General features: G+C 63.8%; 23 protein-coding genes. 10 read left to right on the top strand and 13 right to left on the bottom strand.

Features of this window, described 5'->3' with window-relative positions; all coding sequences use genetic code 11:
- Positions 1-312 precede the first annotated feature (312 nt).
- Both rhtA and NJH59_RS22520 read left to right on the top strand, forming a co-directional pair.
- Positions 313-1,200, top strand: a complete 888-nt coding sequence (gene rhtA / locus NJH59_RS22515; RefSeq protein ID WP_043859839.1) for a threonine/homoserine exporter RhtA — start codon at positions 313-315, stop codon at positions 1,198-1,200.
- Positions 1,201-1,381: 181 nt separating this feature from the next.
- Positions 1,382-1,663, top strand: coding sequence for a hypothetical protein (locus NJH59_RS22520; RefSeq protein ID WP_043859840.1), 282 nt, complete (start codon positions 1,382-1,384; stop codon positions 1,661-1,663).
- Positions 1,664-1,706: 43 nt separating this feature from the next.
- On the opposite strand, the gene NJH59_RS22525 is transcribed toward NJH59_RS22520, so the two are convergent.
- From NJH59_RS22525 to NJH59_RS22540, 4 genes are all read right to left on the bottom strand, one after another.
- On the bottom strand, positions 1,707-3,515 hold the full coding sequence (locus tag NJH59_RS22525) for an aminopeptidase P family protein (protein ID WP_253087337.1): 1,809 nt from the start codon (positions 3,513-3,515) through the stop codon (positions 1,707-1,709).
- Positions 3,516-3,569: 54 nt separating this feature from the next.
- Entirely contained in the window at positions 3,570-4,730 is a 1,161-nt protein-coding gene (locus NJH59_RS22530; RefSeq protein WP_253087338.1) for an aminotransferase class V-fold PLP-dependent enzyme, read from the bottom strand.
- Between the two features lie 105 nt (positions 4,731-4,835).
- Entirely contained in the window at positions 4,836-6,275 is a 1,440-nt protein-coding gene (locus tag NJH59_RS22535) for an FAD/NAD(P)-binding protein (RefSeq protein ID WP_253087339.1), read from the bottom strand.
- Positions 6,276-6,352: 77 nt separating this feature from the next.
- The gene (locus tag NJH59_RS22540; protein ID WP_058540605.1) at positions 6,353-7,333 is read right to left on the bottom strand and encodes a GlxA family transcriptional regulator; all 981 of its coding nucleotides are present in this window, start codon (positions 7,331-7,333) and stop codon (positions 6,353-6,355) included.
- A gap of 104 nt (positions 7,334-7,437) precedes the next feature.
- On the opposite strand from NJH59_RS22540, the gene NJH59_RS22545 reads away from it, so the two are divergent.
- The gene (locus tag NJH59_RS22545; RefSeq protein WP_054915728.1) at positions 7,438-7,995 is read left to right on the top strand and encodes a cysteine hydrolase family protein; all 558 of its coding nucleotides are present in this window, start codon (positions 7,438-7,440) and stop codon (positions 7,993-7,995) included.
- A gap of 7 nt (positions 7,996-8,002) precedes the next feature.
- Here the strand turns inward: NJH59_RS22545 and NJH59_RS22550 are convergent, their stop codons facing one another.
- On the bottom strand, positions 8,003-8,566 hold the full coding sequence (locus NJH59_RS22550) for a helix-turn-helix domain-containing protein (protein WP_043859845.1): 564 nt from the start codon (positions 8,564-8,566) through the stop codon (positions 8,003-8,005).
- An 84-nt stretch (positions 8,567-8,650) separates the two neighbouring features.
- Between NJH59_RS22550 and NJH59_RS22555 the strand changes: the two genes are divergently transcribed.
- The 7 genes from NJH59_RS22555 to NJH59_RS22585 all read left to right on the top strand — a co-directional run bounded on the left by NJH59_RS22555 (position 8,651) and on the right by NJH59_RS22585 (position 15,820).
- Positions 8,651-9,598 carry a DMT family transporter gene (locus tag NJH59_RS22555; protein WP_078480523.1) on the top strand — a complete coding sequence of 316 codons (948 nt, stop codon included), beginning with the start codon at positions 8,651-8,653 and terminating at the stop codon, positions 9,596-9,598.
- 149 nt (positions 9,599-9,747) lie between these two features.
- A complete protein-coding gene (locus NJH59_RS22560) occupies positions 9,748-12,666 on the top strand; it encodes a monovalent cation/H+ antiporter subunit A (protein WP_054915726.1) in 2,919 nt (972 codons plus the stop codon).
- The gene (locus NJH59_RS22565) at positions 12,666-13,010 is read left to right on the top strand and encodes a Na+/H+ antiporter subunit C (protein ID WP_007986256.1); all 345 of its coding nucleotides are present in this window, start codon (positions 12,666-12,668) and stop codon (positions 13,008-13,010) included. Before NJH59_RS22560 ends, NJH59_RS22565 begins: the two co-directional genes overlap by 1 nt.
- A complete protein-coding gene (locus NJH59_RS22570) occupies positions 13,007-14,692 on the top strand; it encodes a monovalent cation/H+ antiporter subunit D (RefSeq protein WP_043860101.1) in 1,686 nt (561 codons plus the stop codon). Before NJH59_RS22565 ends, NJH59_RS22570 begins: the two co-directional genes overlap by 4 nt.
- Positions 14,689-15,177: a Na+/H+ antiporter subunit E gene (locus NJH59_RS22575; protein WP_043860102.1), complete on the top strand. Its 489-nt coding sequence runs from the start codon at positions 14,689-14,691 to the stop codon at positions 15,175-15,177. Before NJH59_RS22570 ends, NJH59_RS22575 begins: the two co-directional genes overlap by 4 nt.
- Complete coding sequence (locus NJH59_RS22580) at positions 15,174-15,452, top strand: K+/H+ antiporter subunit F (RefSeq protein WP_043860103.1); 279 nt, start codon at positions 15,174-15,176, stop codon at positions 15,450-15,452. The genes NJH59_RS22575 and NJH59_RS22580 overlap by 4 nt, the downstream gene beginning before the upstream one ends.
- Positions 15,449-15,820, top strand: a complete 372-nt coding sequence (locus tag NJH59_RS22585) for a Na+/H+ antiporter subunit G (RefSeq protein WP_043860104.1) — start codon at positions 15,449-15,451, stop codon at positions 15,818-15,820. The genes NJH59_RS22580 and NJH59_RS22585 overlap by 4 nt, the downstream gene beginning before the upstream one ends.
- A 9-nt stretch (positions 15,821-15,829) precedes the next feature.
- Here NJH59_RS22585 and NJH59_RS22590 read toward each other — a convergent pair whose 3' ends face one another.
- The 8 genes from NJH59_RS22590 to pqqA form a co-directional block, all read right to left on the bottom strand.
- Positions 15,830-16,039, bottom strand: a complete 210-nt coding sequence (locus NJH59_RS22590; RefSeq protein ID WP_235384112.1) for a hypothetical protein — start codon at positions 16,037-16,039, stop codon at positions 15,830-15,832.
- Positions 16,036-16,503, bottom strand: coding sequence for a hypothetical protein (locus NJH59_RS22595; RefSeq protein WP_043860106.1), 468 nt, complete (start codon positions 16,501-16,503; stop codon positions 16,036-16,038). The genes NJH59_RS22590 and NJH59_RS22595 overlap by 4 nt, the downstream gene beginning before the upstream one ends.
- Positions 16,504-17,038: 535 nt before the next feature.
- Complete coding sequence (locus NJH59_RS22600) at positions 17,039-17,248, bottom strand: hypothetical protein (RefSeq protein WP_054915725.1); 210 nt, start codon at positions 17,246-17,248, stop codon at positions 17,039-17,041.
- Positions 17,249-17,365: 117 nt separating this feature from the next.
- Positions 17,366-18,973: a methyl-accepting chemotaxis protein gene (locus tag NJH59_RS22605; protein ID WP_043860108.1), complete on the bottom strand. Its 1,608-nt coding sequence runs from the start codon at positions 18,971-18,973 to the stop codon at positions 17,366-17,368.
- A 162-nt stretch (positions 18,974-19,135) separates the two neighbouring features.
- The gene (locus NJH59_RS22610) at positions 19,136-19,540 is read right to left on the bottom strand and encodes a TraR/DksA C4-type zinc finger protein (protein ID WP_043860109.1); all 405 of its coding nucleotides are present in this window, start codon (positions 19,538-19,540) and stop codon (positions 19,136-19,138) included.
- A 250-nt stretch (positions 19,541-19,790) separates the two neighbouring features.
- A complete protein-coding gene (locus NJH59_RS22615; protein ID WP_054915724.1) occupies positions 19,791-21,473 on the bottom strand; it encodes a NahK/ErcS family hybrid sensor histidine kinase/response regulator in 1,683 nt (560 codons plus the stop codon).
- Positions 21,457-22,620: an alcohol dehydrogenase-like regulatory protein ErcA gene (gene ercA, locus NJH59_RS22620; RefSeq protein WP_043860111.1), complete on the bottom strand. Its 1,164-nt coding sequence runs from the start codon at positions 22,618-22,620 to the stop codon at positions 21,457-21,459. The genes NJH59_RS22615 and ercA overlap by 17 nt, the downstream gene beginning before the upstream one ends.
- Positions 22,621-22,742: 122 nt before the next feature.
- On the bottom strand, positions 22,743-22,814 hold the full coding sequence (gene pqqA / locus NJH59_RS22625; RefSeq protein ID WP_020289857.1) for a pyrroloquinoline quinone precursor peptide PqqA: 72 nt from the start codon (positions 22,812-22,814) through the stop codon (positions 22,743-22,745).
- Positions 22,815-22,817: the final 3 nt, after the last annotated feature.

Below are 22,817 nucleotides of genomic sequence, written 5' to 3' on the forward strand. Positions count from 1 at the left end.
CTCGTAGCGGGAGGCGAATTCTACAGCGTTACAACCTGCTGTCAACCACCTTTTTCACCGCTGCCGATCTTTCGATCGAAGCACCTCCAGCCTAACCTGAAACGTCCAACTCGTTGATATTCAAGGAGTTTTTCGCTCAGACTGCGCCGGAAGTGGGGCGAATTATAGAGAGATTAAATCGCGCGTCAAGGGTTAATTGGCGATATGCGATGAACAAAGAAAGTTGCGCACTATATTGCTCATCTTCGCCTCCTTGCGCATCATAGACGCCAGGGCACACGCCTCTCTCTATATAAGGAAGCAACTCCAACAATGAACACCCACCCCCGCAGCCTGGCCTCCAGCCTCTTCCCCATTGGCCTGCTGCTAATTGCAATGGCATCCATCCAGTCCGGCGCCTCGCTGGCAAAAAGCATGTTCCCGCTGGTAGGTGCGCAAGGCACCACAACGCTGCGCCTGATTTTCGCCAGCCTCATCATGCTGGTGCTGCTGCGCCCCTGGCGCGCGCGCTTCACTTCCAGCACCCTCAAGTCGGTCATCATCTATGGCCTGGCATTGGGCGGCATGAACTTTCTCTTTTATATGTCCTTGCGCAGTGTCCCGCTGGGTATCGCCGTTGCCCTGGAGTTCACCGGCCCGCTGGCCGTGGCGTTGTACGCATCGCGCAGGGCCATGGATTTCGTATGGATCGGGCTGGCAGTGATCGGCCTGTTGCTGCTGATACCCATCGGGCAGACCGGGGCGGCCATCGACCTGGTAGGCGCCGGCTACGCACTGGGCGCCGGCGTGTGCTGGGCGCTCTACATTCTATATGGGCAGAAAGCCGGGGCCGAGCACGGCATTCAGACCGCCGCACTTGGCGTCATGGTTGCCGCACTGTTCGTTGCGCCGATCGGCATCGTTCATGCCGGCAGCGCCCTGCTCAACCCTGCCCTGCTACCCGTGGCGATTGGCGTGGCCATTCTGTCGACAGCATTGCCGTACAGCCTGGAAATGGTGGCCCTGACACGCCTGCCCGCCCGAACCTTCGGCACACTGATGAGCATCGAACCGGCATTCGGCGCATTGTCGGGACTACTGTTTCTCAACGAAGTGTTGAGCATGGCGCAATGGCTGGCCATCGCCGCGATCATTACTGCCTCGGTGGGTGCCACACTGTCCATGCGCAGGGAAAGCCCACCACTGGTCCCAGCCGACTGATTTGAGAAATATTTCCATTTGAACCTGTTTTTGTCATTGTGTCGCCATGGCACCCTGTTTAAGCTGTAATTCAATGCACTGCTTGAAGTTTTAACTTAAGACAAGGACGCGAGAGGCATCAGGAAGAGGCGCAGGTAACCGTCTCGGGCTTGCAGACCCGACACTCTTTGTAAGGACAGGAATGAAACGAATTTTGCTCATCCTAGCCATTCTGGCCATTGCTGGCTGTGCGGCGAACGCCAAAACTGAGGTCAAACACGGCAAGAAGGGCATGCACATCAACTGCTCGGGCCTGTCGTCTTCATGGAACAAGTGCTACGCCAAGGCCGCCAGTTCCTGCGGCACCAAAGGCTACAAAGTCGTCGCCAAGTCTGGCGATGGCGAAGACGAGCCAGGGGACTACCCCTTCGGGCTCAACCCCGCCGGCTACACCAGCCGAAGCATGATCGTCATCTGCAAGTAACGAAAAAGGGCAACCCGCAGGTTGCCCTTTTTCATGTGTCCGATCAGACAGCTTCGGTTCTTTGTTCCAGCCAGTGCAGAGCAGCACCTGCCAGCAATGGCGAAAGCCGTTCACGCACCGTGCGGTGGTAATCATTGAGCCATTCGCGTTCTTCGCTGCCCAGTTGCTCAGGCAACAGGCATCGTGTGTCGATAGGGCACAAGGTCAGCGTTTCGAATTCAAGAAAGTCACCAAAACCACTCTTGCCCGAATCCCGGGTGAACACCAGGTTCTCGATGCGCACGCCCCACTGCCCAGGCCGATAGGTGCCCGGCTCGATGGAAGTGATCATGCCGGCCTGCATGGCTGTGTGCGGTGCAGGCGAGGCCTGATAGGCGATCACCTGGGGCCCTTCGTGCACGTTCATGAAGTAGCCGACGCCGTGGCCGGTGCCATGCCCGTAATCCACATGCTCGGCCCATAACGGTGCTCGGGCAATCGCATCGAGCAAAGGCGAGGCAATGCCCCGCGGAAAACGCGCCCTGGATAGTGCAATCATGCCCTTGAGCACCCGCGTGCAATCCAGCTTCTGTTCCAGGCTTGGCGTGCCGATGGGCACCATACGGGTAATGTCGGTGGTCCCTCCCAGGTACTGCCCACCTGAATCGATCAACAACAGCCCATCACCTTCGATGAGCGCATGCGAGGCGTCGGTGGCGCGGTAATGCGGCATGGCCCCATTGCTGTTGAAGGCGGCAATGGTGGCAAAGCTTGGGGACACATGACCGGGACGTCGAGCCCGGGCTGCGCCGAGCAAGGTGTCAACACTGACCTCGGTAAGGGTCGAATGCCCCAGTGCGGCTTCGAAGTCCGCGAAGAACTCGCACAACGCCGCACCGTCCTGTTCCATCACCTGCCTGATATGAACGAGGTCCGCCTCGCTCTTTCTCGACTTGGACAGAACGCTTGGATTGATGCCTTCGAGCAGTTGCACCTGGGCACCGAGGTTGGCCAGCAACCCGCTGGTCACCCGTGCCGGATCTACCAGCAGGACACTGCCCGCCTCGATGCCTGCCAGCGCGCTGCCCACTGCTTCATACTCGCGCAGCTGCACCTCGTCAGACTCAAGTGCTTCGCGCACAGCGCTGTCGACCTTGCTCGATGCCACGAACAGAATGGCCTGATGCTGACCGATCAATGCGAAGGAAACGAATACCGGGTTGTATGAAACGTCGCTGCCACGCAGGTTGAACAGCCAAGCGATGTCATCCAGCGTCGCAATGAAATGCCAATCTGCGCCGCGCTCCTTGAGCGTTGTGCGCAGTTGCGCCAGCTTGTCGGCACGGCTGACGCTCGCGTGCGGCGGCAGGTGCTGGTAAACCGGGCTGCCTGGCAACGCAGGTCGCTCCAGCCACACCTGTGCCAGCAGGTCCCTGTCACTGAGCAGGCGCACATTGCGCACCCTGAGGCGATCCTGCAGCTGCCGCGCCGACGCCAGCTGCATCACCGCACCGTCTACTGCCACCGTGCCGCCTGCGGGCGCCTGCTCTGCCAGCCAGTCAAGGGCCCCCGGCTGACCCGGCATCAGCTTCATCAACGCGATACCGCTACCCGCCAGCTCCTTTTCGGCCTGCTCCCAGTAACGACTGTCGGCCCACAGCCCGGCAAAATCGGCCGTCAGCACCAGCGTACCCACCGAGCCATGAAACCCGGACAGCCATTGGCGCCCCTGCCAGTAGCCTGGGAGGTATTCGGACAGGTGCGGGTCTGCCGAGGGCACCAGCAGTGCATCGACCCCTTCGCGGTTCATCACTGCACGCATGCGCGCCAGGCGCGCGGTTACTGCTTCCTGCATTCCAGGCTGACTGTTCATTATGTTGTGCCACCACCGCGACCAATGTTCTGGTGGACGATAATGAAGCAGCACTCAACCGTGGGCAACCGCCCAGAAAGGCACATTGTGTAACGCTGCGTGGATGGCACCGGCAGCGCCGTCGATATCCTCTTCGCGGGTATAGCGCCCCAGGCTCAGACGCAACGTCTGCCGTGCCGCACGCTCGTCATGCCCAAGCGCCAGCAGCACATGCGAAGGCGCACTGCTGGCCGAATTGCAGGCCGACGTCGAGGAAAACGCCAGCGTACGGGCCAGCGCCTGCAGATCGATACCGTCACCGCCAAAGGTCAGGCTCAACGTATGAGGGATGCGCTGGACAGGGCTGCCGTTGAGCCCCAGGCCGGGAATATCGGCCAACTGCTCCAGCAGCCGCTCACGCAACCGGTGCATACGTGCAACCTCCTGCTGCTGCACCTGCCCGGCCAGTGCGAAGGCTGCGCCCATGGCGGCAATCTGGTGAGTGGCCAGGGTGCCCGAGCGCAATCCGTTCTCGTGCCCGCCACCGTGAATCTGTGCCTGCAGCAGCGGCGCGGCGCGCTTGCCGACGTAGAGCGCACCGATCCCTTTGGGCCCATACACCTTGTGCGCCGAAAACGACATCAGGTCCACCGGCCAGCGTGACAGGTCGATAGGCACCTTGCCTGCCCCCTGGGCGGCATCCACATGCAGCAATGCGCCGTGGCGGCGCACCCGCTCGCCGATGGCCTGCACATCGTTCAGGGTGCCCAGTTCATTGTTGACCAGCATCAGCGATACCAGAAAGGTGTCGTCACGCAGCGCCGCCGATACCGCCTGTTCAGTGATCAACCCCTGGGCATCGGGGCTCAGCCACGTCACCTCGATGCCTGCCAGCTCGAGCTGTCGGGCAGTATCGAGCACGGCCTTGTGCTCGATGCGGCTGGTGATGACATGCCCACCTGTGCGGCCCTGAGCCAGCCCTTTTAGGGCCAGGTTGTTGGATTCGGTGGCACCCGACGTCCAGATGATCTCGTCGGCCCGCGCCCCTACCAGGCCGGCGACCTGGGCCCGTGCCTGCTCGACCGCCAGGCGTGCCTGCTGACCATACCGATGGGAGCTGGAAGCCGGATTGCCAAAACGCCCGGATACCCCCAGACACTCCACCATTACCTGAATGACTCGCTCGTCGACGGGTGTCGTGGCGGCGTAGTCGAAATACAGCGGGAGTGTGGTCATGGCCAGGCGCTTCCTGAATGCGTGGAGTAGTCGTGCATCTATAGTGCACGAACACGCATAGAACCATTAATTATCAATTTTCATATTTATATAACAAAAATATAATTACGGTGATGACTCAGGCTCCCGCGTCAGACGAGCAGCCAATCCCTTGGCCTGCAACGCCACGTCGGTGACGGCAGTACTTTCCCACCACAGGCCACGCAGCGGCGGGCCCATCGCAAACAGGCGCGTACTGACCGCGCCATCGGCATCGATCACTGCGCCCTGCGGGTCGGCATCAATTCCAAGGGCCAGCGGCCCTGGCCGGATCAGCCTGCGCTGCAGCAATGCTTGCGGCAGCGGGCGTGCCACGCGCCGCCAGTCATACTCGATACCGGTGGAGTTGACCAGCGCGGCACCCTCGACCCGCGTCGCCTGGGCCTCGCCGCGAAACCGCAGGCGCACCCCCACCCCGGCTCCGGTAGCCGGTTCGACCCTCTGCAGGGAGGCCGCATGAATATGCAGGCGCCCCTCCTGGCGCAACCGCTCCAGCAGCGCTGCACCCTGGGGCGGCGAACGGTGATGATGGCTTTCCCACCAGGGCCGCACATGGCGCACGAACTGGCGGCGTTCGCGGTCACTGGCCTGGCTCCACAGCCTGGGGATATGCACCCGCACCGTGTCCAGCGGTGCCTGCCAGTCGATGCCCTGGGCCAACGCCAGCCTGCATTGCCGGCGCAGCGCACGCAGCAACTGGCGCGGGCTGCGCAGCGAAGGGTCCGCCTCGAGAAAATCCTCCCAGGGCGGTGGCTGACGGCGCTCGTGGGGCCACAACCCGTGGCGCGAGAACACCTCGACAGGCCCACGATGCCCGGCCAGTTGCAACGACACCAGGGTGTCGACCATGGTCAGCCCGGAACCGATGATCAACACTGTGCCTTGCGGGTCGATCGTGCGCATGGCGGCCACGTCCCAGGGGTCGATGGCTGCGGCGTTGAGGCTGTTCTCACCCACCTGCGCCGTGCGCGCCGCGGCAAACATGCCGGTAGCCAGCACCGCCTGGCGCGCCTGCACCCGGCGCCCATCCTGCAATTGCGCCTGAACCCTGTCATCGTGCACCTGCAGGTCAACCACCTCGGTACACACATGCTCCAGCGTGGAGCCGGCCTTGGCGCCGACACGCTCGGCCTCTGCCAGACGCTGGCGGGCATAGCGACCGAACAGACCTCGCGGCGGGAACAATTCGGCCACCGGCACGCCCTGCTCGGCGGATTCGGGCCACTGCCCGGCATCGATCTGCTGTTGCAGCCAGTGGGTCAGGTCATCGGGATTGTCCGGATCGACGCTCATGCGCGCCGCATTGCCATTGAGGGTATGACCGTTTTCGGTAGCGCTGTAGGCTTCGCCACGCCCCAGCTCCCCACGCGGCTCGACCACCAGCAGGCGCCGGCGTCCGGGGCGACGCAGCAATTGCGCCGCCAACAAGGCGCCGCTCAGGCCACCCCCGATGATCAGTACATCCGCCATGTCGTCGCAGGCAGGTGCCGGTTGTTGTTCGTGCATCGGTATCTCCTTTCCCGGGAGACCGGATAATAAGCAGCAATCCACCGCAAGGGCAGCGGTGCGGTACCAAAGGAGGATCAGCCCGCAGGCCCGACCACGTGCTTGCGGTACTCGCCTGGCGCAAGCCCTGTGACCTTGTGGAAGACCTTGCGAAACGCACCAGGGTCCTGGTAGCCAACACCCCAGGCGATCTGGTCGATGCTGCGGTTGGTGAACTCGAGCATCCGGCAAGCGCGCCCTACCCTCACCTGCTGACAGTACTCGGTGGGTTTGAGGCCGGTGGCGCTGCGAAAACGCCGCAGGAAGGTGCGCTGCTCGAGCCCTGCGCAGTCGGCCATCAAGGCCAGGTTGACCTCCCGCGCCCCCGTGCTCTGCAGCCAGTGCTGCACCTTGAGCACCGCTTCGTCGCCATGGTCCAGGCGCGGGCTGAACACGCTGCCCGGCCCAGGCATGGCATGCACTGGCGCCACCGCGAGAAATCGCGCCGTCTCAGCCGCCAGGGTCTGCCCCTGGAAGCGCTCGACCAGCTTGAGCCCCAACTCGGTCCAGGCCATCAATCCGGCCGAGGTAATGATGTCGCCATCTTCCAGCAACGGCAGGTTGGCCTCGACCTTGACCAGGGGAAAGCGCTCGGCCAGCGATTGGGCAAAATTCCAGTGAGTAGTGGCGGAGCGACCGTCGAGCAGGCCGCTGGCGGCAATGAAGAACACCCCGACACACACCGACACCAGCAGCGCGCCTTCGCGGTGCCACTGGCGCAGGTCGTTGCAGAAACGTTCGATCAGTTCGGGGCCCGGCTCCTCGGTCAGGCTGGGCGGGATGATCATCACTCGCGGGCGGTGATGCGCCTGCGGGTGACTGTCGAAGCTCACCGCCAGCGGCTGTCCCGGCACCTCGGCCCAGTGGCACACCCGCAGCAGCGGGCTGCGTCGCGCCCCGAGGTCCGCGGCCATGCGGTTGGCCACCGCGAACAGGTCGGTCAGGCCATGCACTGCCGCCATCTGGGCACCTGGGTAAACCAGAATACCGATCTCGACCTGATCGCCGATTGCATCCATTGTCAGTTTTTCCCGCCAATTTGTCGGTCGCGCCAATGCGCAAGCCTGTCGCACAAGCCTATAACTATCAGCACGTCACAACCATTCTCCTGAAGGACTGCACCATGAGCAAACAGGCACTGATCATCGTCGACATCCAGAACGACTACTTCCCCGGCGGCAAATGGACGCTGCACGGCGCCGATGCGGCCGCCGACAACGCCGCACGGATCATCCAGGCTGCCCGCGAAAACGGCGACCTGGTGGTCCATGTACGTCATGAGTTCGAGTCCGCCGATGCACCTTTCTTCACTCCGGGCTCCGAAGGCGCGCAGATTCATCCGAAAGCAGCCGCTCGCGAGGGCGAGCCGGTGGTGCTCAAGCACAACGTCAACAGCTTTCTGGGCACCGACCTCAAGGCCCTGCTCGACCAGCACAAGATTACCGGCCTGACCCTGGTCGGCAGCATGAGCCACATGTGCATCGATGCCGCCGCCCGGGCCGCCTCGGACATGGGCTATGGCACCACGGTGGTGCACGATGCCTGCGCCACCCGCGACCTGGAATTCAACGGCGTGGTCGTACCGGCGGCCCAGGCCCACGCGGCGTACATGGCATCGCTGGCCTTCGCCTACGCGCAGGTGGTCTCCACCCAGGAGTGGCTTGACGCCAATCGGCGCTGACAGGCCTTCAGATCACCACGTTGCGCACGAAGCGCGTCGCCACGTCGCCATCGTTGCGGTAGGCATGCATGCGGTTGCTGGCGAAGCTGTAGAAATCGCCAGCCGCCAGCACATGTTCCTGCGTTTCTATCACCAGGGTAAGGCGCCCCTCGAACACGTAGATCTGTTCGCTCCAGCCGTCGAAATCGGCCTCGGCCGGGTACACCTCGCCCGGCTCCAGGCGCCACTCCCACAACTCCACCTCGCGGCTGGCCCTGGAACTGGCCAGCAACACGGCCTTGCTGCCGGGGTGCACACCGGCCCAGGCCAGTTCGTTGATGCGATCAGGGTCACGGCTGTCAGGTGCCTGGATCAGGTCGCTGAACGCCACCGACAAGGCCTCGGCGATCAGGTCGAGGGTGGTCAGGCTGACATTCTTTTCACCCGCTTCTATTGCCACCAGCATGCGTCGGCTGACACCGGATTTTTCTGCAAGGGCGCTCTGGCTCAGCTCTGCCGCATGGCGCAGGCGCCGGATATTCTGGCTCACGTGCTGAAGCACGGAGGCCCGCTGACTGGAATCTTTGTGCACTATATTGCTCACTCACATGGCTTGCGCAGTATACTGCCCACCTTCCGACGCATTGTGCGTCGCTCGCCCCACGTGTGCAAGCCCATGACCTCGCCGACCACTGCCCGATCCCTCTTCCTTTCATTGCGCCTGAGCAAGGCCGAACTGGTGCTGGTGTTCATCACCATGCTCTGGGGCGCCACTTTTCTGCTGGTGCATAACGTGATGACCGTCAGCGGCCCGATGTTCTTCGTCGGCCTGCGCTTTGCAGCGGCGGCGCTGTTTGTCGGAGCGTTCAGTGCGCGTGCGCTGTCCGGCCTGACCTGGTTCGAAGTCAAGGCCGGCGTGCTGATCGGCGCCTCGATCATGCTGGGCTACGGCCTGCAGACCGTGGGCCTGCAAACCATCACCAGTAGCCAGTCGGCATTCATCACCGCCTTGTACGTACCTTTTGTACCGCTGCTGCAGTGGCTGGTGCTGGGCCGGCGCCCGGGGCTGATGCCGAGCCTGGGCATCGGCCTGGCGTTCGCCGGACTGATGCTGGTGGCCGGCCCCAGTGGCAGCTCGCTGCAGTTCAGCCCCGGCGAAATCGCCACGCTGATCGGCGCCGTGGCGATCGCAGCCGAGATCATTCTGATCAGCAACTATGCCGGCAAGGTGGACGTGCGCCGCGTGACCGTGGTGCAACTGGCTACCGCGTCGGCGCTGTCGTTCATGATGGTGGTGCCCACCCGGGAAGCCCTGCCGGACTTTTCCTGGCTGCTGCTGGGCAGTGCCGTCGGCCTGGGCGCCATGAGTGCGGTGATCCAGGTGGCAATGAACTGGGCCCAGCAATCAGTCTCGCCCACCCGGGCTACGCTGATCTACGCTGCAGAGCCGGTATGGGCCGGTATCGTCGGCCGCCTGGCGGGCGAGCGTCTGCCGGGCATCGCACTGCTCGGCGGGCTACTGATCGTGATCGCGGTGGTGGTCAGCGAACTGAAGATCAAACGCCGTGGCGAGCCCCTCGGCGCCAGTGATGACGATCAACAGGTGCAACAAACGGACCGGTAATCTGCAATAGCGGCACAATTCTTGTAAAAAACTGTTATAAAAAAACGCGTTGATGAGGCGCAAAAGTAGGATTCTGCGACAGCTTGCGTGTTGGTGATCGACGGGGCGCCACGTATGATCCCTTACAAACCTCTGCAGATTAGAAATCTATGTCCTTGATAGTTCTACTGCTTCTGCCGTTTGTTGGCAGCTGTCTGGCGGCTGTACTGCCGCACAACGCGCGTAACAGCGAATCACTTCTGGCCGGCCTTGTCGCGCTGGTCGGTACCGTGCAGGTCGCACTCCTGTACCCGCAAATTGCCGATGGCGGCGTCATCCGTGAAGAATTTCTGTGGCTGCCGAGCCTGGGCTTCAATCTCGTGCTGCGCATGGACGGGTTCGCCTGGCTGTTCTCGCTGCTGGTGCTGGGCATCGGCACCCTGGTGTCGCTGTATGCGCGCTACTACATGTCACCCCAGGACCCGGTTCCGCGTTTCTTCGCGTTTTTCCTGGCGTTCATGGGTGCCATGCTGGGCCTGGTGATCTCTGGCAACCTGATCCAGATGGTGTTCTTCTGGGAACTGACCAGCCTGTTCTCGTTCCTGCTGATCGGTTACTGGCACCACCGTGCCGATGCACGGCGCGGCGCCTATATGGCGCTGATGGTCACCGGGGCCGGTGGCTTGTGCCTGCTGGCGGGGGTACTGCTGCTCGGCCATGTGGTGGGCAGCTATGACCTGGACAAGGTCCTGGCCGCCGGTGACCTGATTCGCAGTCATGCCCTCTACCCCATTCTGCTTCCCCTTATCCTGCTCGGCGCCCTGACCAAGAGCGCTCAATTCCCCTTCCACTTCTGGCTTCCCCACGCCATGGCCGCGCCCACGCCGGTCTCGGCCTATCTGCACTCGGCCACCATGGTCAAGGCCGGGGTGTTCCTGCTGGCCCGGCTATGGCCGTCGCTGGCCGGCAGCGAAGAATGGTTCTGGATCGTCAGCGGCGCAGGGGCCTGCACCCTGCTGCTGGGCGCCTATGCGGCCATGTTCCAGAACGACCTCAAGGGCCTGCTGGCCTACTCGACCATCAGCCACCTGGGCCTGATCACCCTGCTGCTGGGCCTGAACAGCCCGTTGGCAGCGGTAGCGGCGGTGTTCCACATTCTCAACCATGCCACCTTCAAGGCCTCGCTGTTCATGGCCGCCGGCATCATCGACCATGAAAGCGGCACCCGCGATATCCGCAAGCTCAGCGGGCTGTTCCGGCTGATCCCGTTCACCGCCACCCTGGCCATGGTCGCCAGTGCCTCGATGGCCGGCGTACCCTTGATGAACGGCTTTCTGTCCAAGGAAATGTTCTTCGCCGAAACCGTGTTCATCAGTTCCACGGCCTGGGTCGAAACCACCTTGCCGATCATCGCGACCCTGGCGGGCACCTTCAGCGTCGCCTATGCGCTGCGCTTCACCGTCGACGTGTTTTTCGGCCCGCCGGCCACCGACCTGCCCCATACCCCCCACGAGCCGCCCCGCTGGATGCGCGCGCCGGTCGAGTTGCTGGTGCTGACCTGCCTGGTGGTGGGTATCTTCCCTGCGCAGTCGGTGGGCCCGCTGCTGGCCGCTGCCGCACTGCCGGTGGTGGGTGGCACGCTGCCCGAGTACAGCCTGGCCATCTGGCACGGCTGGAATGCACCACTGATCATGAGCCTGATCGCCATGTGCGGCGGCGTGGTGCTCTACCTGGTGCTGCGCAATCAGCTCAAGCGCGGGCGCTTCCTCTACCCGCCGCTGATCGAGCTGTTCAATGGCAAGCGCCTCTTCGAACACGGCCAGGTGCTGCTGATGCGTGTGGCGCGCCGCTTCGAGCGCCTGTTCACCACCCGCCGCCTGCAGAAGCAGCTGTTCATGCTGGTGCTCATCGCCCTGCTCGCCGGCGTGCTGCCCATGCTGCAAACCGGGTTGAGCTGGGGCGACCGGCCAAAAATCCCGGGCTCAGGTGTATTCGTGATGCTCTGGCTGATCGCGATCATCTGTGCCATCGGCGCTGCGTGGCAGGCCAAGTACCACCGGCTGGCGGCCCTGACCATGGTCAGCGTCTGCGGCCTGATGACCTGCATCACCTTCGTCTGGTTCTCGGCGCCGGACCTGGCACTCACCCAACTGGTGGTCGAAGTGGTCACCACGGTGCTGATCCTGCTGGGCCTGCGCTGGCTGCCACGGCGTATCGAAGACATCTCGCCCCTGCCCGGCAGCAAGGAACGCGCTGTGGCACGCCGCCTGCGCGACCTGCTGCTGGCGGTGCTGGTCGGCGGTGGCATGGCCTTGCTGTCGTACGCAATGCTGACCCGCCCGACACCCAACGTGATTTCTTCCTTCTACCTGAGCCGCGCGCTGCCCGAGGGTGGCGGCACCAACGTGGTCAACGTGATGCTGGTTGACTTCCGCGGCTTCGATACCCTGGGTGAAATCACCGTACTGGTGGCCGTGGCACTGAGCGTGTTTGCCCTGCTGCGCCGCTTCCGCCCGCCCAAGGAGAGCATCCAGCTGCCTGCCCAGCAGCGCCTGCTGGCGCCGGACGTGGTCACCGACCTGGTCAACCCGCGTCAGGCCGCCGATACCGCGCTGGGCTTCATGATGGTGCCCGCCGCCCTGGTGCGATTGCTGCTGCCTATCGCGCTGGTGATCTCGATGTACCTGTTCATGCGCGGCCACAACCAGCCCGGTGGCGGCTTCGTCGCCGGCCTGGTGATGTCGGTGGCGTTCATCCTGCAGTACATGGTCGCCGGCACCCAGTGGGTGGAAGCCCAGATGAGCCTGCGTCCGCTGCGCTGGATGGGCACCGGCCTATTGCTGGCAACCCTCACCGGGGCCGGGGCGATGCTGCTTGGCTACCCGTTCCTGACCACGCATACCGCGCACCTTGACCTGCCGATACTGGGCGACATCCATGTCGCCAGCGCCCTGTTCTTCGACACGGGCATCTTTACCGTGGTGGTCGGGTCCACGCTGCTGATCCTCACCGCACTGGCCCACCAGTCGGTGCGCAGCCACCGGCCGAGCAGCCAGCCCAAACCCACCGTCAACCCGGGAGCCGCCTGATGGAAGAAGTGATTGCAATTGCCATCGGTGTGCTCGCCGCGTCAGGCGTGTGGCTGATCCTGCGCCCACGGACCTTCCAGGTGGTGATGGGCCTGTGTCTGCTGTCGTACGGCGTCAACCTGTTCATCTTCAGCATGGGCAGTCTGTTCATCGGCAAGGAGCCGATCATCAAGGACGGCGTACCCCAGGACCTGCTCCATTACACCGACCCGTTGCCCCAGGCACTGGTACTGACGGCCATCGTCATCAGCTTCGCCATGACCGCCTTGTTCCTGGTGGTGCTGCTCGCTTCGCGCGGGCTGACCGGCACCGACCACGTGGATGGCCGGGAGCCTAAAGAATGAGTGTGATGAACCAACTGATCGTCGCGCCCATTCTGCTGCCGCTGCTGACCGCCGCACTGATGCTGCTGCTGGGCGAAAAGCGCCGGCCGCTCAAGGCCCGCATCAACCTGATCTCCAGCCTGGCCGGGCTGGGTATTTCGATCTGCCTGCTGCTGTGGGTGCAGGAGCAGGGCCAGGCCAGCTCGATCGGCGTGTACCTGCCGGGCAACTGGCAGGCACCTTTCGGCATCGTGCTGGTACTCGACCGCCTTTCGGCACTGATGCTGGTACTCACCGGCATCGTCGGGGTCAGCGCGCTGGTGTTCGCCACCGCGCGCTGGGACCGCGCAGGCGCCAGCTTCCACGCCCTGTTCCAGATCCAGCTGATGGGCCTGTACGGCGCCTTCCTGACGGCCGACCTGTTCAACCTGTTCGTGTTCTTCGAAGTGCTGCTGGCCGCCTCCTACGGCCTGATCCTGCATGGCTCGGGTCGTGCGCGGGTCAAGGCCGGCCTGCACTACATTGCCATCAACCTGCTCGCTTCCTCGCTGTTCCTGGTGGGGGCTGCGATGCTCTACGGGGTCACCGGTACCCTGAACATGGCTGACCTGGCCCTGAAGATTCCGCTGGTGCCCGAGGCCGACCGCGGCCTGCTGCATGCCGGCGCGGCGATTCTGGCCACGGCCTTTCTGGCCAAGGCGGGTATCTGGCCGCTCAACTTCTGGCTGGTCCCGGCCTACTCGTCGGCCAGCGCCCCGGTTGCCGCACTGTTCGCGATCATGACCAAGGTGGGCACCTATACCGTGCTGCGCCTGTGGACCTTGCTGTTCTCCGGTCAGGCCGGCGCTTCGGCGTTCTTCGGCGGCGAGTGGCTGGTCATCGGTGGCCTGGCCACCCTGGGCTGCGCGGCGCTGTCGATCCTGGCGGCGCAACGCCTGGAGCGCATGGCCAGCCTGAGCATCCTGGTCTCGGCCGGCACCTTGCTGGCCGCCATCGGCTTCGGCCAGGCGGCGCTGACCGCCGCCGCCCTGTTCTACCTGGTGAGCTCCACCCTGGCCTTGTGCGCGCTGTTCCTGCTGGCCGAGCTGATCGAGCGCTCGCGCTCGGCCAACGAGATCCCGCTGGAAGACGACACCGATGCGCTGCCCTCGCCCCTGGAATCGCTGCAGCCGCCCAAGGGCATCAACCTGGACGATGAACAGAAGGCGGTGATCGGCCAGGTGATTCCCTGGACCATGGCATTCCTGGGCCTGAGCTTCATCGCCTGCGCGCTGCTGATCATCGGCATGCCGCCGCTGTCCGGCTTCATCGGCAAGCTGAGCCTGATCAGTGCCCTGTTCAACCCCAACGGCCTGGGCGTGCCGGTCGACCAGCCGCTGTCTGCAGCCGGCTGGGGCCTGGTGGCCTTGCTGGTGCTCTCGGGCCTGGCATCGCTGATCGCCTTGACCCGTGTCGGCATCCAGCGCTTCTGGACCCCGCAGGAGCGCCCCTCGCCGTTGCTACGGCGCAATGAGTGCATTCCCATCGTGCTGCTGCTGGGGCTGTGCGTACTGCTGAGCGTGCGCGCCGAACCACTGCTGCGCTACACCCAGGACACGGCAGCCGGGCTCAAGGACCCTGCCAGCTACGTCAATGCGGTACTCGGCACGCGACCGGTGCCCGGCCCCACCAGCGAGGCGATTGCCGGGCAGGTGCAGCCATGAAGCGCCTGTTTCCCGCGCCACTGCTGTCGCTTTCGCTCTGGGGGTTGTGGTTGCTGCTCAACCTCTCGCTGAGCGCCGGCAACCTGCTGCTTGGCGCACTGCTGGCAATCCTGGCACCCATCCTGATGGCGCCGCTGCGTCCGCTACCGGTGCGCATACGCAAGCCGGGCACCATCGTGCGGCTGATTCTGCGAGTGGGGGGCGATGTGGTGATGTCCAACCTGCAGGTTGCCCGTAGCGTATGGCAGGCCGGTGGCCGGCCGCCACGCTCGCGCTTCATCCGTATTCCGCTGGACCTGCGCGATGCCCATGGCCTGGCGGCGCTGTCGATGATCACCACGGTCATTCCCGGCACCATCTGGTCGGAGCTGGCGCTGGACCGCAGCATCCTGCTGCTGCATGTCTTCGATCTGGACGATGAAACGCAGTTCATCGACCACTTCAAGCACACCTACGAACGTCCGCTGATGGAGATTTTCGAATGACTGGCCTGCTCGCCAACGCCATTCTCGCCAGCCTGTTCATCTTTGCCCTGGCCATGGCCCTGACCCTGGTGCGCCTGTTCAAGGGCCCTTCGGCGCAGGACCGGGTACTGGCGCTGGACTACCTGTACATTCTGGCCATGCTGATGATGCTGGTGCTGGGTATCCGCTACGCCAGCGACACCTACTTCGAAGGTGCGCTGCTGATAGCCCTGTTCGGCTTTGTCGGCTCGTTTGCCCTGGCCAAATTCCTGCTGCGTGGCGAGGTGATCGAATGAACTCGACCGTCGAATTGCCGTTCTGGCTTGAAGTGGTCACGGCTGTGCTGCTGGTCGTCAGCAGCCTGTTCGCCCTGAGCGGCGCGGTAGGCCTGCTGCGCCTGAAGACCTTCTTCCAGCGCATGCACCCGCCCGCCCTGGCGTCGACCTTCGGCACCTGGTGCGTGGCCATGGCTTCGATCCTGTACTTTTCGGGCCTCAAGCACTCGCCCGTACTGCACGCCTGGCTGATCCCGATCCTTCTGTCGATCACCGTGCCGGTGACCACCCTGCTGCTGGCGCGGGCCGGGTTGTTTCGCAAGCGGATGGCCGGGGATGACGTGCCCGAAGAGGTCAGCAGTGGCCGCGGGCGCGATACCGGGCACTGACACCTGGCCCTATCGAGCTGCCAACACCTGCAGCTCGCGGCGCACCATTGCCGCATATTCCGGCGGGCTCAGCTGATACAGCTGCCCTGCCACCCAGTTCAACCAGGCGCCCTGCAGCACCGCGCGTTGTGCCAGCCACTCCAGGGCCTGGGCCTGGGCGCGGGCCTGATGCTCGGCGTGGAAGCGCGCACGCCCCGACGCCGCAGCGGTACTGCTCACTCGCTGGCCTTGAAGGTCAGTTCGCCCTTGCGCCATTTGGCGGCCTTGGCCGTGGCAGCCTTCAGGGTCTTGGTCAGGCCTTCCTTGATCTGCTCGTGGGCAGCAAACACCATCACCACGGTCTGCCCCTCGCGGAACACGATGCCATGCCCTTCGGGCACGGTCACGAACGCATAATCGCCCAGTTCATAGACGGTCAGCTTGATGTCGCGAAAGCGGATCTCCAACTTGCCACCTTCGCGGCTGGGCAATACCGCCGCCCGAAAGTGATCGCCCACTTTCAGTTCAAGCCGCTGTTTGTCATCGACCACCAGGGCCTCTTCGGTATCGATCTCGGCAAGGTAGATACCTTCGGCACTTTGTTCGGTCACGTAGACGAAGCGCGATTGAAACTGTTTGACCAACTTGGCCCGCAGGTCGCCCAACACGAAGAGGGCGTGCATATCCAGATTACTGACTGCCAATGATTAATTCCTCAAAACCAGCATCACCCCGCCACCTCGCAGGCGGCACTGCGCCGCGAAGGTCCCGGTTTTCAATTTGAAGTCTGAAAGACTAGTGGATCAGTGCCAGGGTTGTTCGTACGCACAGACACCAGGCTGCGAAGGAAAACACGTCGTGCCCTGCCAGTTGATAACCGGCGGCTACAAACAGCCATTTCCCAAAGTGCAACCGATTTCTCTGACAGCGTGCTCGCTGAAAAAATGCGATAGCTGAAAGAAAGATCCCAGAACGAAGGACCTCTGGACGAACATGTTCACTGCACAGGGAAGCGAATATGCACGAAAACACCGAAACACGTCGAGTGGGCAATACACTAGAAGTATCAAAAAATATCGGGAGCGCATCCGGCAAAACCCGGCCGCGCTACATTGTAGTGCCGGCTGGCGTCGGTTTTTTCCATATCACGGAGTCTGCCACGGGCCGGGTGAAAGGCTTTCGCCGACATCACGGGGAGGCCTGCGCCCTGGCAAGGACCCTCGAGGCCAGGCCCCGCGCCTACCCGGCCTGACAGGCGTCCAGCCCCTGCCCATCGAACTGTGCCAGCCAGGCGGCGCGACAGGCGTGTGCCTCGTCACGGCTGGCGAACGCGGTGCCTCTGCGCTCACCGTTGACCAGCACCACCCAGCACACGCGCATGCCCACCGAACGCAGCGAAATGGGAACGCCACTGCCGATCATCACCGCCACATCGACCTTGCACTGCATGATTCCCTCCGGAATTTAATTAGCAGCCTAACGATGAGGCGATGATAAACCCCTGCCCCTTGCGGGAAAAAGCTATCCCCGGCATAGCTGTTTTGCATCAAGTGCAACAAATCCGGCTCAGGAAATCACGCTGTGCTGGGGTCGATAGCCCAGGCGCAAGCCACCCCAGTGGCGCCCCTGTACCTGGATCGGCACCGACAGGTCATGCATCAGCTCGCCCGTGTCACGGGTATAGGTCTGCAGCAGCACCGGTTGCTGATGGCTGCCGCAACGGATACCGGTGCGGTCGTCGAACTTGCGCTTGCTGCGGTTGTGCGCGGTATCGGTCGCCTCGTCACCGGTCAGTGGCTGGCTGAAGGCGTTGTTGTGGGTCGGCACATAGCCCTGCTGGGTACAGGCAATGGCGAACACCAGGCCTTCATGCTGGGCCAGCAGCGGCTCCTGGATCGCGGGCAGTACCTGGTCGGTGTAGTCGTCGAAACGCGTGCGGTAACGGGCCGGGCGGGTACCGGGCAGCAGCTGATACTGGCGATCGAACAGAGCATCGACGCTGATGCGCCCCTGGGCAATGTCGGCCTCGAAGCGTTCGGCGATTTTCTGGGCCCCCTGGCGGGCAAGGTCGTATACGCGCTGGTGGTAGTCATCCAGCCCCACCTCGGCCAGTCGCTCGCTGATACGCTCGGCCTGACCTTCCATCTGCACGGCTGCCTGGGCCAGGCGCTGGGTCTGCTGATCGCTCACCACCAGGTCGCTGCGCATCTGCGCCACGGCCTGGAACAGGCTGTCGAGCTGAGTACGGTTGGTCTCGGTACCGGCAGCGATCGCATCGATCTGCTGCTCGACGCCAGCGGCGAGCCCGGCGATGGCGTCCAGTTGCTCGCCGGTGTGCTCGACCTGGTCCACCCCCTGGTGCAGGTCATCGGACAACTCACGGATCTGCTCCACCACCTGGGCGGTACGCTGCTGGATATCGGCCACCATCAGGCCGACCTCCTCGGTGGCACTGGCGGTACGTCCGGCCAGGCCACGCACCTCATCGGCCACTACGGCAAAGCCACGACCATGTTCGCCGGCGCGCGCGGCCTCGATGGCCGCGTTCAATGCAAGCAGGTTGGTCTGGCTGGCGATGGTCTGGATCACCAGGGTGACCCGGGCAATGTCTTCGCTGCGCTGGTGCAGCGCCTCGATCAGTTCGCGGCTGTCGTTGGCACGGGCGCTGAGCTGGTGCATGCGCTGGATCGACTCGGCCAGCACCGTTCTGCCGGCAGCACTGCTGTGGTGGGCCTCGCGGGCCGCGCCCAGGGCCTGCTGGCTGAGCTGCGAAGTGGCTTTCTCGGTACCGATCATGACTTCGGCACTGCTGACGATCTGCGCCGCCGACACCAGTTGCGATTGCAGCTTGTCGGCCAGTTGCTGCACCGCATGGGCAACGCCAGCGGCAGACAGCGCGTTGTGGCTGGTGGCCTGGGCCAGGTCACGGGTCAGGTCGCCCAGCGGGTCCTGCTCGCTCACCACCTCGGCCGGCCGCTTGCGCATCAACGGCAGCCACAGGGCCAGCAAGGCCAATGGCAGACACAGGTAGAAGGACACATCGGCAAACGCCATGGCACTGAGCAACACCACCAGCACCAGGCTTTGCAGCGCCGTGCCCGACCAGCGCCGGGCGCCAGTGGACGTACCTTGCAGCGGCACCAGCGTGCCAGGCAGAGATCCTTCTCGCATCATAACAATGGTTCCCGCAGTGTCGTTATTGTGTCCCCATTAAACGCCACTACAAGGCCATTATCCATGCTTCGTTGGATGTAAGACCCTCCTGCTTGATGCAAGGCAAAGAAACGCAAAAGCCCCGGGCTGTGAACCCGGGGCTTGCTGGTACGACAGCGGGCGTCAGGCCTGACGCTGGTGCTTGTCGAGCTGCTCGTGGCGCTCTTGCGCCTCGATGCAGTACTTGGTGGTGGGGCTGATCAGCAGGCGCTTGAGGCCGATCGGCTCGCCGCTGTCTTCACACCAGCCGAAGCTGTCGTCCTTGATGCGGCCCAGGGCAATTTCCAGCTGGGGCAGCAGGCGCTGATCGCGGTCGATGGTGTTGACCAGCCAGTGACGCTCTTCTTCGACCGAGGCGGCGTCGGCAGGATCAGCAGGGGTGTCCAGGCTTTCGATGGCTACACGACTTTTCTCGATGCGCTCATGGATCTCCACTTTCATCGACTGCAGCAGCTCGGTGAAAAAGGCATGCTGCTCAGCGTTCATGTAGTCATCGGCCGGCATGGCCAGCAACTTTTCCTTTGTCATTGATTTCTCTATAAAAAATACGTGCATTTAGGCGATCGGGTGCTACCGGCGAACAGCTCGCCGGCGGCGCAATTCTTCAAGCACCATCCGGCACTCAATTTACAGGGGGCGGCAGTCTAAGGCCGAGTTTCGCAAGGGGCAATACAAATGAAGGTGGTTTTGTCCGAAATGCCCCTCGAACGAGCGTCAACGCTCCCCTGAGGGCGGCCTTTATAGCAAAAAAACTCGTCCGCGGGGGTAGTCTCGCTGTTTATCGCACGCCCGCCTCGCCCAGCAGCTGGCTCAGCACCGCACGCAGCTTGCCCGGCTTGACCGGCTTGTTGAGCAATGGCGCGCCCAGGCGCTGCATCGCACGGCGGCTCTGGTCGCTGCGATCGGCGGTGATCATCACGGCGGGTATGGTCACCGCAAAATGCTCACGCAGGTCGCGCACCACTTCGCAGCCGGTCACCCCGTGGTCCAGGTGAAAGTCCGCCAGCACCAGTTCCGGCGCGCGCCCCTGCAACACCTGAAATGCCGTCTCGCGGTCGGTCGCGGTCAGCACCTCGCACCCCCACTGGGCCAGCAGGGCGGCCATGCTCTGCAAGATGCTCAGTTCGTTGTCCAGCACCAGCAGGCGGCGCCCCGGCAGCGGGTCGCCGACGCTCGGCAGCGGTGCTGGCGCCAGCACCGGCGGGCAACGACGTTCGGTGGAGAGCGGCACATCGATGCTGAACACCGAACCGCGCCCCGGCCAGGAGCGCACCCGTACCGGGTAATCGAGGATCCGCGCAATGCGCTCGACGATCGCCAGGCCCAGGCCCACCCCCTTGCGATCGGCGGCGCGGCCCACATCGAGCTGGTTGAATTCGAGAAAGATCGATTGCAGGCGCTGCGCAGCAATGCCGCGCCCGGTATCCCAGACCTCCAGGCGCAGGCAGTCGCCACGCCGCCGCGCCCCCAGCAGGATGCGCCCCTGTTCGGTATAGCGGCAGGCGTTGCTGAGGAAGTTGCGCAGGATCCGCGTCAGCAGCCGCACATCGGTGCGGATCACCTGGCGCCCGCTGCGCAAACGCAGGCCCAGGCCCTCGGCAGCCGCCACCGGCTGGAACTCCGAGGCCAGCGGCGCCAGCACATCGTCCAACAGGTACAGGTCAAGGTCAGGCTTGATTGCCGCCTGGTCGAGCCGGGAAATATCCAGCAGATCGCTCAACAGGTCTTCGGCACCTTCCAGCGCCTGGTGCGCGCGCTCCACCAGCAATTGCTCGGCCTGCGGCAACTGGCGCTCGCGCAGGGTCGAAATCAACAGGCGTGCAGCGTTGAGCGGTTGCAGCAGGTCGTGGCTGGCGGCGGCCAGGTACTTGTCCTTGCTGCGGTTGGCCGCCTGGGCCGCATCGCGTGCCTCCATCAGCTGGCGGGTACGCTCGGCCACGCGCTGCTCCAGCTCGTCGTTGAGTTGCTGCAGACGCTCCTGCGCCAGCTTGCGCTCGGTGATGTCGGCGACGAACCCCTCGACCACGCCCTCCTCATCCGGGCGCAGCAACAGGTTCATCAGCACATCGATGCTGCTGCCGTCCTTGCGTCGCAGCTGGGTTTCGTAACCCAGCAGGGCCTGCTCGCGCTGCAGCACCTGGGCAATGTCCTGCAACTCGGCCTGGCCGCCCACGAACAGGTGGCTGGCCAGGTCACGCCGGGAAAACAGCACCGCCTGGGGGTCGGCATACCCCAGCATGCGCGCCAGCGCCGGGTTGGCGGCGCGCAGGCCATCGTCGAGGCTGGCCTGGAAGATACCGTGCACCGCATGCTCGAACAGCCACGAATAGCGCTTGCGCTCGGTTTCCAGCTCGTCCAGGCGCGCCGCCAGTTCCGGGTAGTGGCTTTTGCGAACAGTGTGGTTGCTCAGCCCCAGCAGCCCGGCCAGCGCATTCGCGCCAGGCTCAGAGGGCCTCGCCATACACCACCTCGACGTCACGCTGGCTCGAAGTCCGCGGGTTGGTGAGGATGCACGGGTCGTCCATCGCATGCTGCGACAGGAACGGAATGTCGCTGCTGCCCACCCCATGCAAGGCCAGGGTTTCGTGAAAGCCCACGGCGTGCTTGAGCGCGATCAGGTGCTCGACCAGGCGCTGGCGGACCTGATTGTGGTTCAGCCCGCGGCAATCGATACCCAGGGTCTGCGCGATCAACTTGAAGCGATCGGGGGCGGCGCTGTAGTTGAAGGCCACCACATGCTCGACCAGCACCGCATTGCACAGACCGTGGGGCAGGTCGAGAAACCCGCCCAGGCTGTGGGACATGGCGTGCACCGCCCCGAGGATGGCATTGGAGAAGGCCAGCCCGGCCTGCATGCTGCCGAGCATGATCTTCTCGCGCAGGGCGATGTCCTGCGGGTTGGCGATCATCTGCACCAGGTTGCCGTTGATCAGGCGCATTGCCTCCAGGGCATGGGGGTCGGTCAGCGGCCCATGACCGGTGGACACGAACGCCTCGATGGCATGCACCAGCGCGTCGATGCCGGTACAGGCCGAGAGGAACGGGTCCATGCTCAGGGTGGTTTCAGGGTCGATCAGCGACACATCGGGTACCACCGCCTTGCTGACGATGGAGAACTTCATGCGTTCCTGCTGGTTGGAGATGATCACGAACTGCGACACGTCGGCCGAGGTGCCGGCGGTGGTCGGGATCAGGATCAGCGGCGGGCTCGGCACTCGGATGGTGTCGACCCCTTCGAACTCCAGGATGTGCCGGCCGTGGGCCGCCACGATGCCGATGCCCTTGGCGCAGTCCATCGGGCTGCCGCCGCCAACGGCCACGATCACGTCGCACTGTTCGCTGCGATAGCGCTCGGCGCCGGCCATGACCTCTTCGACCCGCGGGTTGGGCGACACGTCGCTGTACAGGCAGTAATCGATGCCCTGCGCCTGCAGGCTGGCCTCGATGTCGCCGACCCAGCCGGCGGCGATCACGCCAGGGTCACTGACCAGCAGTACCTTGCGCGCGCCGAAGGTCCTGGCGTAATTGGCCACATGGTGCCGACAGCCGGCACCGAAGATGATTTCCGGAGAGACGAATTTACGCAACTGGCTCAGGTTCGGGCTCATGCGACGCCTTCTTGTTCTTTTAAGGTAGCGCCAGCCTAAAGCATCAGGAGGGTTTTGCAATCAGACGATAGGGGGGATGCACAAGGCAGCGCCGGTGCCTTGGGGCACCGGCGCAAGAGGGATCAACGGCTGGCGAAGTACATGGTCACTTCAAAGCCGATACGCAGATCAGTGAACGCGGGTTTTTTCCACATAGG

This window comes from Pseudomonas sp. VE 267-6A, assembly GCF_024126555.1.
Taxonomy (GTDB): Bacteria; Pseudomonadota; Gammaproteobacteria; order Pseudomonadales; family Pseudomonadaceae; genus Aquipseudomonas; species Aquipseudomonas palmensis.

Excerpts from the sequence above, each read along its gene's own strand:
- rhtA (WP_043859839.1), top strand. The coding sequence starts at position 313 with ATGAACACCCACCCCCGCAGCCTGGCCTCCAGCCTCTTCCCCATTGGC.
- NJH59_RS22520 (WP_043859840.1), top strand. The coding sequence starts at position 1,382 with ATGAAACGAATTTTGCTCATCCTAGCCATTCTGGCCATTGCTGGCTGT.
- NJH59_RS22525 (WP_253087337.1), bottom strand. The coding sequence starts at position 3,515 with ATGAACAGTCAGCCTGGAATGCAGGAAGCAGTAACCGCGCGCCTGGCG.
- NJH59_RS22530 (WP_253087338.1), bottom strand. The coding sequence starts at position 4,730 with ATGACCACACTCCCGCTGTATTTCGACTACGCCGCCACGACACCCGTC.
- NJH59_RS22535 (WP_253087339.1), bottom strand. The coding sequence starts at position 6,275 with ATGCACGAACAACAACCGGCACCTGCCTGCGACGACATGGCGGATGTA.
- NJH59_RS22540 (WP_058540605.1), bottom strand. The coding sequence starts at position 7,333 with ATGGATGCAATCGGCGATCAGGTCGAGATCGGTATTCTGGTTTACCCA.
- NJH59_RS22545 (WP_054915728.1), top strand. The coding sequence starts at position 7,438 with ATGAGCAAACAGGCACTGATCATCGTCGACATCCAGAACGACTACTTC.
- NJH59_RS22555 (WP_078480523.1), top strand. The coding sequence starts at position 8,651 with ATGACCTCGCCGACCACTGCCCGATCCCTCTTCCTTTCATTGCGCCTG.
- NJH59_RS22560 (WP_054915726.1), top strand. The coding sequence starts at position 9,748 with ATGTCCTTGATAGTTCTACTGCTTCTGCCGTTTGTTGGCAGCTGTCTG.
- NJH59_RS22565 (WP_007986256.1), top strand. The coding sequence starts at position 12,666 with ATGGAAGAAGTGATTGCAATTGCCATCGGTGTGCTCGCCGCGTCAGGC.
- NJH59_RS22570 (WP_043860101.1), top strand. The coding sequence starts at position 13,007 with ATGAGTGTGATGAACCAACTGATCGTCGCGCCCATTCTGCTGCCGCTG.
- NJH59_RS22575 (WP_043860102.1), top strand. The coding sequence starts at position 14,689 with ATGAAGCGCCTGTTTCCCGCGCCACTGCTGTCGCTTTCGCTCTGGGGG.
- NJH59_RS22580 (WP_043860103.1), top strand. The coding sequence starts at position 15,174 with ATGACTGGCCTGCTCGCCAACGCCATTCTCGCCAGCCTGTTCATCTTT.
- NJH59_RS22585 (WP_043860104.1), top strand. The coding sequence starts at position 15,449 with ATGAACTCGACCGTCGAATTGCCGTTCTGGCTTGAAGTGGTCACGGCT.
- NJH59_RS22600 (WP_054915725.1), bottom strand. The coding sequence starts at position 17,248 with ATGCAGTGCAAGGTCGATGTGGCGGTGATGATCGGCAGTGGCGTTCCC.
- NJH59_RS22605 (WP_043860108.1), bottom strand. The coding sequence starts at position 18,973 with ATGATGCGAGAAGGATCTCTGCCTGGCACGCTGGTGCCGCTGCAAGGT.
- NJH59_RS22610 (WP_043860109.1), bottom strand. The coding sequence starts at position 19,540 with ATGACAAAGGAAAAGTTGCTGGCCATGCCGGCCGATGACTACATGAAC.
- NJH59_RS22615 (WP_054915724.1), bottom strand. The coding sequence starts at position 21,473 with ATGGCGAGGCCCTCTGAGCCTGGCGCGAATGCGCTGGCCGGGCTGCTG.
- ercA (WP_043860111.1), bottom strand. The coding sequence starts at position 22,620 with ATGAGCCCGAACCTGAGCCAGTTGCGTAAATTCGTCTCTCCGGAAATC.